Origin of the sequence: Shigella sp. FC1567, assembly GCF_001743015.1 — a bacterium.
GTDB classification, from domain to species: Bacteria; Pseudomonadota; Gammaproteobacteria; order Enterobacterales; family Enterobacteriaceae; genus Escherichia; species Escherichia coli.
Genome location: NZ_MIIV01000210.1, coordinates 1 through 12287 on the forward strand (window position 1 = coordinate 1; position 12287 = coordinate 12287).

General features: G+C 52.2%; 9 protein-coding genes. 2 read left to right on the forward strand and 7 right to left on the reverse strand.

Annotated elements, in window-relative coordinates; translation table 11 throughout:
- Together BHE85_RS13140 and BHE85_RS13145 are read right to left on the reverse strand one after the other, a co-directional pair.
- The coding region (locus BHE85_RS13140) for an IS1 family transposase (protein ID WP_047664789.1) at positions 1–165 on the reverse strand (165 nt) is incomplete at its 3' end.
- 76 nt (positions 166–241) lie between these two features.
- Positions 242–3523 (reverse strand): DUF5107 domain-containing protein, encoded by a 3282-nt coding sequence (locus tag BHE85_RS13145; protein ID WP_004985663.1) that lies wholly within the window; start codon positions 3521–3523, stop codon positions 242–244.
- A 117-nt stretch (positions 3524–3640) separates the two neighbouring features.
- Here BHE85_RS13145 and BHE85_RS13150 point away from each other — a divergent pair, with 117 nt between their 5' ends.
- A complete protein-coding gene (locus BHE85_RS13150) occupies positions 3641–4834 on the forward strand; it encodes an ROK family protein (protein ID WP_001299519.1) in 1194 nt (397 codons plus the stop codon).
- A 63-nt stretch (positions 4835–4897) separates the two neighbouring features.
- Here the strand turns inward: BHE85_RS13150 and glyA are convergent, their stop codons facing one another.
- Positions 4898–6151 carry a serine hydroxymethyltransferase gene (gene glyA / locus BHE85_RS13155; RefSeq protein ID WP_000919159.1) on the reverse strand — a complete coding sequence of 418 codons (1254 nt, stop codon included), beginning with the start codon at positions 6149–6151 and terminating at the stop codon, positions 4898–4900.
- 327 nt (positions 6152–6478) lie between these two features.
- Here glyA and hmpA point away from each other — a divergent pair, with 327 nt between their 5' ends.
- Positions 6479–7669 carry an NO-inducible flavohemoprotein gene (gene hmpA, locus BHE85_RS13160; RefSeq protein ID WP_000883128.1) on the forward strand — a complete coding sequence of 397 codons (1191 nt, stop codon included), beginning with the start codon at positions 6479–6481 and terminating at the stop codon, positions 7667–7669.
- A 44-nt stretch (positions 7670–7713) separates the two neighbouring features.
- Here hmpA and glnB read toward each other — a convergent pair whose 3' ends face one another.
- From glnB to qseE, 4 genes are all read right to left on the reverse strand, one after another.
- Positions 7714–8052 carry a nitrogen regulatory protein P-II gene (gene glnB / locus BHE85_RS13165; protein ID WP_000717694.1) on the reverse strand — a complete coding sequence of 113 codons (339 nt, stop codon included), beginning with the start codon at positions 8050–8052 and terminating at the stop codon, positions 7714–7716.
- A 60-nt stretch (positions 8053–8112) separates the two neighbouring features.
- On the reverse strand, positions 8113–9447 hold the full coding sequence (gene glrR, locus BHE85_RS13170) for a two-component system response regulator GlrR (RefSeq protein WP_001295369.1): 1335 nt from the start codon (positions 9445–9447) through the stop codon (positions 8113–8115).
- A complete protein-coding gene (gene qseG / locus BHE85_RS13175) occupies positions 9437–10150 on the reverse strand; it encodes a two-component system QseEF-associated lipoprotein QseG (RefSeq protein WP_001215854.1) in 714 nt (237 codons plus the stop codon). The genes glrR and qseG overlap by 11 nt, the downstream gene beginning before the upstream one ends.
- A gap of 164 nt (positions 10151–10314) precedes the next feature.
- Entirely contained in the window at positions 10315–11742 is a 1428-nt protein-coding gene (gene qseE, locus BHE85_RS13180; protein ID WP_001298980.1) for a two component system sensor histidine kinase QseE/GlrK, read from the reverse strand.
- Positions 11743–12287: the final 545 nt, after the last annotated feature.

Here is a 12287-nt window from a genome sequence, read left to right on the forward strand (position 1 = left end):
TTTCTGGTGCGTACCGGGCTGAGAGGCGGTGTAAGTGAACTGTAGTTGCCATGTTTTACGGCAATGAGAGCAGAGATAGCGCTGATGTCCGGCAGTGCTTTTGCCGTTACGCACCACGCCTTCAGTAGCGGAGCAGGAAGGACATCTGATGGAAATGGAAGCCACGCAAGCACCTTAAAATCACCATCATACACTAAATCAGTAAGTTGGCAGCATTACCAAATATTACAGTTAATAGGGTTTAGTGAACGTAGTTAAAAATAAAAGGCATCACAGTGGTGAATAATGCCGCTTTCGGCCAGGCCGGATTAATCGCCGTCAATTCAGCGCGAGCAGACTCATATTGCGCAACCTCCCCGAGTCCCGCGGACGCCAGCATCGCCACCATCAGGCATTTTTCTTTATGCTGCTGTTGTAAATCGCCATACAGCGATAACAGGTCAGGTTGTGAAACAGCAAAGAAATCCGCCTCAATACTGGTTTTCGCCATCTCTTGCGCCCACTGTTTCATTTCACTAAACAGTTGCTGTGCGGTTTGCTGTTCACCCAGCAGTCGCAGCGCCATTCCTTGCCAGAAGAGATAATCAACCGGCTGATCGTTGTAATAACTGTGGATGTTAATGGTGCGATCGCCGGTCGCCGCCAGACGTAAACAACGCATCGCTTCAGTTTCATCGCCCTGCGCGTTGGCGCATATCGCCTGCCAGAACCAGATGTCGTTATCAGTTTGCCCCGGTAAACGGCCTTCGCTTAAATTCTCCGGATAATGCAGCGCGGCATGAAGCAGTTCGCTGGCCTGCTGCGGCTCTCTGGCATCAAGATGCTGCCAGGCGCGTAATAACTGGTTGAGGATAAACTGACTGGTGACCTTCCCTTCCCCGCCTTCCCACGGGTGGAATTTACGCGTGGCGAGAATGTCCGCCGCTTTGTCTGCCTGACCCGTGAGATGCCACAAATTGAGCAGTTCTGCGGTCATGTCGTCGCGTTTCAGCGCAATTTCCAGATTATTTTCCAGACGCGCCAGTCGTTTCTCCGGTGTGGCTCCACTTAACTTATCAAGCAAATCCCGTTCGAAAAGCAGACGTGCATCCTGCGGCGCAAGCTGATAAGCATTATCAAGATAACGCGCGGCCAGCTCATAATCGTGTTGCTTATTCCACGCATGGATCGCTAACCCGCGCCAGCCGTCGGCAAACTCCGGCGACATCTCTACGCAACGTTGCCAAAAGGCAATGGCTTTGTTGTAGCTACGTTTGTTGTAGTAGAAGCAGGCCAGTAAATGGCGAGCAAACCAGCACTCTTCAATACTCTCCAGCGCCGCCACTTCTTCCAGCGTATTCGGGAAACGGACAAACTGCGGGAAGACATCAATGGCTTTTGCGACCAGTTCGCCACGTTCGGCTTTCGGCAGCAAGCTGGCTTGCAGGTAAAGCGGCAGCGTGCGCTGGCAGTCCAGTGCGTTCAGCATCTCTGCCGCCAGGGTGGGCATTCCCCAGTTAATCAGTTGCCCGGCGGTCATCAGGGCGTTAACGTCGCGTCCCTGACACAGACCGCGCCACTGCGCGAGAGCTGATTCGCTACGACCATCGAACCAGTTCAGCCACCACAGAGTGGCGTTCAGCGGATAATCGCGCAGCAGTTTCTCGCGCTGCACACGCGCGTTGTCCTGACGACCACTTAACACCAGCAGCAGATTATGCAGGCAAAGCACTTCCTGATTGGTTGGGCAGGCGCGAAGACTTTGTTGGCAAAAATCCAGACCAGCGTCGAAGTTACCATTACGCGCCGCCAGTCGTGCCAGGCCATAATAGCCACCGGCTTTGCTGTTGCCGCTCCAGACCGCACGCCAGAAATCCTCTTCGGCTTGTTGATATTGTCCCTGACGTTCGTAAGCACTGGCGCGAATCAAACTCGCCTGTCCGCACTGCGGATTTTTGTTCAGCGCATGTGCGCGTTTCAGAGCCTGAGTGGCATACGCCACCGCTTGCGGGAAATCGGCGCGGTTATATTCCAGCATCGCCAGCGCCAGGTTACAGCGGTAATCCAGCGGATCCAGCGCCACGCCGCGCAGGTAGTAATCGAACGGTGAACGGCTGGCGTGATGATATTGCTCCAGATGCTGACCGATAAACCAGGCTTCATCTGTACTGGTAATGTCTTGTGCTGCCAGTGGCGCTTTGGCGACGTCCAGCAACGGCAACTCTTGCGGCTGATGTTCCTGATAACTCAGTACAATATTGCCGTCGGCATCGGAGAGCTCAATGGTCAGCCTTTCAGGATTGATACCGTGCAACACGCCCTGGATGGCGGTCGCAGGCATCAGTGCCACGGCATCATCAAGTAACGCGTTGCATTTGCCGATTTCGCGGATCGCCAGGCGGTATCCGTTCAACGGAGAGATGGCATACAGCCCCCACTCAATCCCCCGCTTACTACGCTGGAGTTTTATCACCGCATCGCGGGAGGCATTTTGCACCATGCCCAAAGAATGATAAGGCAGGAAATACTGCTCAAAACGCTTCTCTTCGTAAGCATCAAGCCAGGTAAAATCGGGCTGGTTATCGGCAAAAATACCGGTCATCAGTTCGATATACGGGCCGTTATTGTCGGTCAGACTCTTATCCCACGCCTGGCCAAATTCACTGTGTCCCCAACTCCACTGTTTTTTACCTGGCGCAATATGGTGGTTGGCAACGTGCAGCAAACCGCCATCTTCATCGTGACACCACGCGCCGACAAAATCGTACTGCGATTTTTCGGCCATATATGAGGTTGTAACAGGCACATTTTTATAGCAAGAAATGTCCACTCCGGCGGAGTAGTCCACTTTGTAGTAAGTGCCGGTGGCGATGGGGAAAGCGGAGACGGCCCGTTTGCCGTGATCAAACACCGCAGTCACATCCGGTGGGAAAACGCTCTGATGCCCTTCCCCCCCTTTCACTGCCGGGTTGGCCCACCACAAGAAATGACGCGGCGTGGCGTTACCGTTATAGACGCGGCTGGCGATTTCCAGCGCCGCCCGGTCAGGGCGCAGGGTGAAACCTGTCATCACCTGTAAACCATGCATCGGCTCCGTTTCGCCTACCCACACCGTCTGTGCACCGTCTTCATGGGCTTCGAGGGTGAAATCAACGGGCATAAAGGTGGTCGGGCGATGATGTTGCGGCCAGTTAAACTCAATCCCACCGGAAATCCACGGCCCCAGCAGCCCCACCAGCGCAGGTTTAATGACTTCATTGTGATAAACAAAATCGCGCTGTTTCACTTTATCCCACGCGCGATGCACCCGACCGCCCAGTTCCGGCAGGATCATCACTTTGATGTAGTCGTTTTCCAGCCACACCGCCTGCCAGGATTTCAGGGTTTTCTGCTCGCTCAGCGTATCGGTCACGCCGTAGGGATAAACCGCGCCGGACGATCCCTGATAAACGCGATTTTCCAGGAACATGGGATGTATATCCTGCGGCCCGGTTTCATAGGTCGGGATCTCAACGCGCTCTTGCCACACTTTTACTGGAGTCATGGTGCCCTCAATATTAACAAGACATACTGAATTAAAAGATTTGTGGCAGTGTATTGAACAATCTGGCAATGTTTTCGCGGAATAATCACGCAATTAACTAAACAAGGTTTAGTGAAGATGAGAGCCTGCATTAACAATCAACAGATTCGCCACCATAACAAATGCGTGATTCTGGAACTGCTGTACCGGCAAAAGCGCGCCAATAAATCAACGCTGGCCCGGCTGGCGCAAATTTCGATTCCGGCAGTCAGTAATATTTTGCAGGAACTGGAAAGCGAAAAACGGGTGGTGAATATTGACGATGAAAGCCAGACGCGCGGGCATAGTAGCGGTACATGGCTGATTGCGCCGGAAGGTGACTGGACGCTGTGCCTGAACGTGACGCCCACCAGTATTGAGTGTCAGGTTGCTAATGCTTGTTTAAGTCCGAAAGGTGAATTTGAGTATTTACAGATTGATGCACCGACGCCGCAGGCGCTGCTGTCCGAAATCGAAAAATGCTGGCATCGCCACCGTAAATTGTGGCCGGACCGCACCATCAATCTGGCGCTGGCAATCCACGGTCAGGTTGATCCGGTGACCGGCGTGTCGCAAACCATGCCGCAAGCGCCGTGGACAACGCCGGTTGAGGTGAAGTATCTGCTGGAAGAGAAGCTGGGCATTCGGGTGATGGTCGATAATGACTGCGTGATGCTGGCGCTGGCGGAGAAATGGCAAAATAATTCGCAGGAACGGGATTTCTGCGTGATCAACGTTGATTACGGCATTGGCTCGTCGTTCGTGATTAACGAGCAAATTTATCGCGGCAGTTTGTATGGTAGCGGACAAATTGGTCACACCATCGTTAATCCGGATGGCGTCGTCTGCGACTGTGGACGTTACGGCTGCCTGGAAACCGTCGCCTCGTTAAGTGCATTAAAAAAACAGGCGCGGGTATGGCTAAAATCACAACCGGTTAATACTCAGCTTGATCCTGAAAAACTGACAACCGCGCAGTTAATCGCTGCCTGGCAGAGTGGAGAACCGTGGATCACCAGCTGGGTTGATCGCTCTGCCAATGCCATTGGTTTGAGTCTGTATAACTTCCTCAACATCCTCAATATTAATCAGATTTGGTTGTACGGTCGCAGTTGTGCCTTTGGTGAGAACTGGCTTAATACTATTATTCGCCAGACAGGATTTAACCCGTTCGACCGCGACGAAGGACCGAGCGTGAAAGCGACGCAAATTGGCTTCGGGCAATTAAGCCGCGCACAACAGGTGCTGGGAATTGGCTATTTGTATGTTGAGGCGCAGTTACGACAGATTTGATGGCGCGATAACGTAGAAAGGCTTCCCGAAGGAAGCCTTTTTTCAACAGATTAACCGTTTCGCTTATGCGTAAACCGGGTAACGTGCGCAGATGTCGAGAACTTTACCTTTGATGCGCTCGATAACGGCTTCATCATTGATGCTGTCCAGCACGTCACACATCCAGCCAGCCAGTTCTTTCGCTTCTGCTTCTTTGAAGCCGCGACGCGTAATTGCCGGAGTACCCACGCGAATACCGGAGGTCACAAACGGGCTCTTCGGATCGTTCGGTACGCTGTTTTTGTTGACGGTGATGTTAGCACGGCCCAGAGCGGCGTCTGCTTCTTTACCGGTCAGGTTTTTATCAACCAGATCAACCAGGAACAGGTGGTTATCAGTGCCGCCGGAAACCACTTTGTAGCCGCGCTCGAGGAACACTTCTACCATCGCTTTAGCGTTTTTCGCGACCTGCTGCTGGTAAGTTTTGAACTCAGGCTCCATCGCTTCTTTCAGAGCAACCGCTTTACCGGCGATTACGTGCATCAACGGACCGCCCTGACCACCAGGGAAAACGGCAGAGTTCAGTTTTTTGTACAGCTCTTCGCTACCACCTTTCGCCAGGATCAGGCCGCCGCGCGGACCCGCCAGGGTTTTGTGAGTGGTGGTAGTAACAACGTGAGCATGAGGAACCGGGTTCGGGTAGACGCCAGCAGCAACCAGGCCCGCAACGTGCGCCATATCAACGAACAGGTAAGCACCGATGCTGTCAGCGATTTCACGCATTTTCGCCCAGTCCACCACGCCGGAATATGCAGAGAAACCACCGATAATCATTTTCGGCTTGTGTTCTTTGGCTTGTTTTTCCAGATCGGCGTAGTCGATATGACCGGTAGCATCGATACCGTAAGGAACGATGTTGTACAGTTTACCGGAGAAGTTAACCGGAGAACCGTGAGTCAGGTGACCGCCATGCGCCAGGTTCATACCCAGAACGGTATCACCTGGTTCCAGCAGCGCGGTGTAGACCGCAAAGTTAGCCTGGGAGCCGGAGTGCGGCTGGACGTTAGCGTAGTCAGCGCCGAACAGTTCTTTCGCACGATCGATCGCCAGTTGTTCAACGATATCAACATACTCGCAACCGCCGTAGTAGCGTTTGCCCGGATAACCTTCAGCATATTTGTTGGTCAGCTGAGAACCCTGCGCCTGCATTACGCGCGGGCTGGTGTAGTTTTCGGAGGCGATCAGTTCGATGTGCTCTTCCTGACGTACTTTTTCCTGCTCCATAGCCTGCCACAGTTCGGCATCATAATCGGCAATGTTCATTTCACGCTTTAACATCCGCATCTCCTGACTCAGCTAACAATAAAATTTTTGGCCTTTATAGGCGGTCCTGTTGGACAACGGCGAACAGTATAACCGAATCATTGTGCGATAACAGGTCTTGACAAAGGAATTTACGCAAACGATTACCTTCAGGCTACGCAAGGCTTTGGAGAATAAAGAGCTTGCAACCGGAAACGGATTTCTTTTCAGGTTTGTGATGCAAATTTTTCACTTCATCACATTCTTTCTGAAAAACACCAAAGAACCATTTACATTGCAGGGCTATTTTTTATAAGATGCATTTGAAATACATCAATTAAGATGCAAAAAAAGGAAGACCATATGCTTGACGCTCAAACCATCGCTACAGTAAAAGCCACCATCCCTTTACTGGTGGAAACGGGGCCAAAGTTAACCGCCCATTTCTACGACCGTATGTTTACTCATAACCCAGAACTCAAAGAAATTTTTAACATGAGTAACCAGCGTAATGGCGATCAACGTGAAGCCCTGTTTAACGCTATTGCCGCCTACGCCAGTAATATTGAAAACCTGCCTGCGCTGCTGCCAGCGGTAGAAAAAATCGCGCAGAAGCACACCAGCTTCCAGATCAAACCGGAACAGTACAACATCGTCGGTGAACACCTGTTGGCAACGCTGGACGAAATGTTCAGCCCGGGGCAGGAAGTGCTGGACGCGTGGGGTAAAGCCTATGGTGTACTGGCTAATGTATTTATCAATCGCGAGGCGGAAATCTATAACGAAAACGCCAGCAAAGCCGGTGGTTGGGAAGGTACTCGCGATTTCCGCATTGTGGCTAAAACACCGCGCAGCGCGCTTATCACCAGCTTCGAACTGGAGCCGGTCGACGGTGGCGCAGTGGCAGAATACCGTCCGGGGCAATATCTCGGCGTCTGGCTGAAGCCGGAAGGTTTCCCGCATCAGGAAATTCGTCAGTACTCTTTGACTCGCAAACCGGATGGCAAAGGCTATCGTATTGCGGTGAAACGCGAAGAGGGTGGGCAGGTATCCAACTGGTTGCACAATCACGCCAATGTTGGCGATGTCGTGAAACTGGTCGCTCCGGCAGGTGATTTCTTTATGGCTGTCGCAGATGACACACCAGTGACGTTAATCTCTTCCGGTGTTGGTCAAACGCCAATGCTGGCAATGCTCGACACGCTGGCAAAAGCAGGCCACACAGCACAAGTGAACTGGTTCCATGCGGCAGAAAATGGCGATGTTCACGCCTTTGCCGATGAAGTTAAGGAACTGGGGCAGTCACTGCCGCGCTTTACCGCGCACACCTGGTATCGTCAGCCGAGCGAAGCCGATCGCGCTAAAGGTCAGTTTGATAGCGAAGGTCTGATGGATTTGAGCAAACTGGAAGGTGCGTTCAGCGATCCGACAATGCAGTTCTATCTCTGCGGCCCGGTTGGCTTCATGCAGTTTACCGCGAAACAGTTAGTGGATCTGGGCGTGAAGCAGGAAAACATTTATTACGAATGCTTTGGCCCGCATAAGGTGCTGTAATTTGATGTTGCCGGATGGAAACATCCGGCAACCCTTGACGCGGTTTAAATTGCCGCGTCGTCCTCTTCACCGGTACGGATGCGAATGACCCGTGCCACGTCAAAGACGAAGATTTTACCGTCACCGATTTTGCCGGTTTGCGCCGTGCGAATAATGGTATCGACACAGGTATCGACAATGTCGTCCGGTACGACAATCTCAATTTTCACTTTCGGCAGAAAATCCACCATATACTCCGCGCCGCGGTACAGCTCGGTATGGCCTTTCTGGCGACCAAAGCCTTTCACTTCGGTCACCGTCATGCCGGTAATACCGACTTCGGCCAGTGCTTCGCGGACATCGTCCAGCTTGAAGGGTTTTATAATCGCATCAATCTTTTTCATGCTATTCCTTGAAAAGGTCGCCTGTCTTTTGATCTGCTAAACGTAACACATAACGCCAATTCATTCCTTGAAATCGTTTGCATCCAGCTCGTGTCGGGAAAGCAGTTTATAAAATTCTGTCCGGTTGCGCCCCGCCATTCTCGCCGCGTGGGTGACGTTGCCTTTGGTAATTTGCAGCAGCTTACGCAAATAGTTGAGTTCAAACTGATTACGTGCCTCAACAAAGGTTGGCAGCGCCGTGTTTTCACCCTCCAGCGCCTGCTCTACTAATGCATCGCTAATAACCGGAGATGAGGTCAGCGCCACGCACTGTTCAATCACGTTGACCAACTGGCGCACATTACCCGGCCAGCTAGCGGTCATCAGGCGTTTCATCGCATCAGTGGAGAACGCGCGGACAAACGGTTTATGTCGCTCTGCCGCCTGGCGCAACAGGTGATTTGCCAGAAGCGGAATGTCTTCTGTGCGCTCTGCCAGAGCCGGAATTTTCAGGCTGACAACGTTGAGGCGGTAATAGAGATCTTCGCGGAATTCCCCGCGCGCCATCGCTTTTGGCAGATCACGGTGAGTGGCAGAAATAATCCGCACATTGATATCAATATCGCGGTTACTGCCCAGCGGGCGCACTTTACGCTCCTGCAACACGCGCAGCAGTTTGACCTGTAACGGCGCAGGCATATCGCCAATTTCATCGAGAAATAGCGTTCCGCCTTCCGCCGCCTGGAATAAACCTTCGCGATTGCTGACAGCGCCAGTAAACGCGCCACGCGCATGACCAAACAGCTCCGACTCCAGCAATTGCTCGGGCAATGCGCCACAGTTAATAGCAATAAATGGTTTGCTGTTGCGCGGGCTGGCGTTGTGGATAGCCTGGGCGAAAATCTCTTTCCCGGTGCCGCTCTGACCGTTAATCAAAACGCTGACGTCTGATTGCGCCACCAGCCGCGCCTGTTCCAGCAAACGCAGCATCAGCGGGCTGCGGGTGACAATTGCCTCGCGCCAGCGTTCATCGGTGGCTGGCGCGGATTGCTCCAGCGCATCGTCAATTGCCTGATATAGCGCGTCTTTGTCGACAGGCTTGGTGAGGAAACTAAAAACGCCCTGCTGTGTTGCAGCAACGGCATCGGGGATAGAACCATGCGCAGTAAGAATAATTACTGGCATTCCCGGCTGCACTTTCTGGATTTCAGCAAATAGCTGCATACCGTCCATTTCATCCATCCGCAGGTCGCTGATAACTAAATCTACTTTTTCGCGATTCAGTACCCGTAATCCTTCAGCGCCACTTTCCGCCGTGACCACACTGTAGCCTTCGCTGGTCAGGCGCAGGCCAAGCAGTTTCAGCAATCCCGGATCGTCATCGACCAATAATAAATGCGCAGGTTTATGGCTCATCAGGAGTGACCTCATGGGTGGATGGCGCGGGCTTTTCACTCTCGTGCGGCGTATCCGGCGAGAAATTTCCAGCCGGTTTGCGGGTCGAGAGCTGGCGTTCAATATCGGTCAGGTTTTCCAGCTTGCGGGTGGTGAGTTCCAGTTGCTGCTGTAGAACGTGATGTTGCTGGCGCAATGTATCCAGCTCGCTGTCGCTGGACTGCTGGAGTTTACTGTAACGTTGGCGCTCTTCCGCCAGTTGCAGTTGCAGCGCCTGACCGTCGCGCCAGAGTTGATACAGTGGGCGAACCTGTGCCGGGATCTCGGTACTTAACGCTTCAATACGCGCGACCAGCTGGCGGCGCTCATACGGCGTAATTTTGGCGTCGGCGAGCAAAATCCCTTGTTTAAAGGTATTTTGCCAGCAGCCGTCGTCATATTGGCGAGCTTGCTGACGCGACTGCGCAGGCATTAAACGATCAGCACAATCCATCGCCCGCAGCCAGTAAAGCGGATTGGTTTCGGTTGATTTACCTTGCAGCGCCCAGATGTCGCTACATTCAGTAGAAAGATAGTCAGCCAGTTGATAAACCGGAATTTTTTCTTCTGCTGGCGTATCAATGGCTGGCTTATTGTGATTCTGCACGCAACCCAGCAATGCCAGACATGGCAGCCCTGCCAGCCACAGCCGTCGGGGCAATAATCGTTGAAAAATGTGTCGCATATTCACCAGACTTAAAGCCTATCCCAGTGGGCGTAATTGTTGCAGACAGTCTGGACATGGACAGCGCGGAGAAACCGGAGCGTACATATCGTACGTGAAGATTTCGAGCACTGCCCGGAGCCGAACTGACAAATAAAATAGCCTGATAGGATAGGCTGTTAGCATTATTTCGTGTTTTTCGACGACGGTAATTCAATGCGGAAACAAACGTCTTGCCCGCTCTCGTCGACCAGATACAGTTCCCCTTGCATACGGCGAATACAATCCCTGGCAATGCTTAATCCCAGACCGCTGCCCTTCACCGCCCCTTTTCGCTGGTGGCTTCCCTGAAAAAAGGGTTCGAAGATCATGGCGCGTTCCTCTTGCGGAATGGGCGTGCCTGTATTGATGACATCAATATAAACCCGCGCACCATGTGAACTGCTGCGAAGGCAAATGTTACCGGATTCAGCCCCGTAGTGCACCGCATTGGAGTAAAGATTATCCAGTACGCTCATCAGCAGCATTGGCTCCGCCAGGCAAGCTGTTGCTTTGAGATCGACGTCGGTATGCATCATTTTAGCCCGTGCGGGCAGGCTATGAGCAGAAACCACTGTCTCCACCAGCGGTGCTAATTCAACATTCTCCAGTTCCACCGCACTGTCCGCCTGTTTACGGTTGTAATCAAGCAGTTGTTCGATCAGTTTTTGCAAATTGCGGCTGCTGCTATCAAGAATGCTCACCACCTCTTTTTGCTCTGGCGTAAGCGGCCCGACAACCTGGTCAGCCAGTAATTCAGTGCCCTCGCGCATACTCGCCAGTGGCGTTTTTAATTCATGAGATAAATGTCTTAAAAATTGATGGCGTTGGGATTCCAGCCATGACAGGCGCTCACTTAACCAAAGAATACGTTGCCCAACCGAGCGTAACTCGCTCGGTCCACTGAACGAAACGCTATTGCCCAGAGAACGCCCTTCCCCCAGACGGTTGATCATGCGCTCGATATTTTTCACCGGCCCGATAATCATCCGCGTGAAAAGTAGCACCATCACCAGACTCACCAGAAATAGCACCAGCGATTGCCAACCAAAATATTGCCCACGTTCGGCGATTTCACGCTGAAGTTGCTGCCCACGAGAGAACACCACTGTGCGCGTGGCCTGCACCATTTCGGTATTGGCACTGGCAAAGGCTTCAAGACGCGCGGCGGCGGCAGCATCGGGACCACTGTTGTTACACTGAAGTTGGGCCAGATTGTTCAAATCCTGACGCAATGCCTGGTAAAGTTTATCGTCTGGCAGTACGCCTGCGTGGGCATCGAGCATTTCGCTGTAACGCTTGCGCTGGCTTTGATAAACCTTCGCAAGCGTAGGGTCGTCCAGCACGCAATACTGACGGTAGCTACGCTCCATCTCCAGCGCCGCGTTGGTCATCGCTTCACTACGCCGGGCATCAATAAGCGTAGTGCGGTTAACCAGCGCCGCCTGATCGCTAAGCGCATTCAGGCTTTGCCAGGCTTGCCATGCCAGCACCAACAGGGGTAGTAGAATTAGCAAAAATGCCAGCATTACCAGTTGTCGTAATGAGCGGGGAAAAACGGGCCAGCGTTTCAAGGTGTTACTCTCGTCAGACGCGAATAGCCTGATGCTAACCGAGGGGAAGTTCAGATACAACAAAGCCGGGAATTACCCGGCTTTGTTATGGAATAAGGCGGTGCCTAACTCGACGTTTCGCCCGATGGTTGATATAGCTACGCTGATATCAGAAGTTGGACGGCAGGCACCTTGTTGTGCGTCATTCGAATTTTATGTAGCACGTCCCGAAGGGGCTGACATAAGTCGGTGAATGAGCCACTGCTTACTATTATGCAGTAACTGTGCCAATAAAGAAAATAGTTTGGTAACGTACTGATTATACGTTGCTTTGAGGGATTTATGGCTTCTTCGCTATTTGAATGTAAATCAGCCACTGTGTCGCTAAAAAGAGACAGCTTAAGATAAACTTATTAGATTACAATAAAATCAATCACTTAAGTGTCGCCAGAAAGCGACACGGTAAACCACCCATTGTCGTGATTTACAGACACAAAAAAGCTCCCGGAGTTGGGAGCTTATGATAGTGGTTGGTGCTTAATGCCGCATCCGGGCTGCAAAACCAA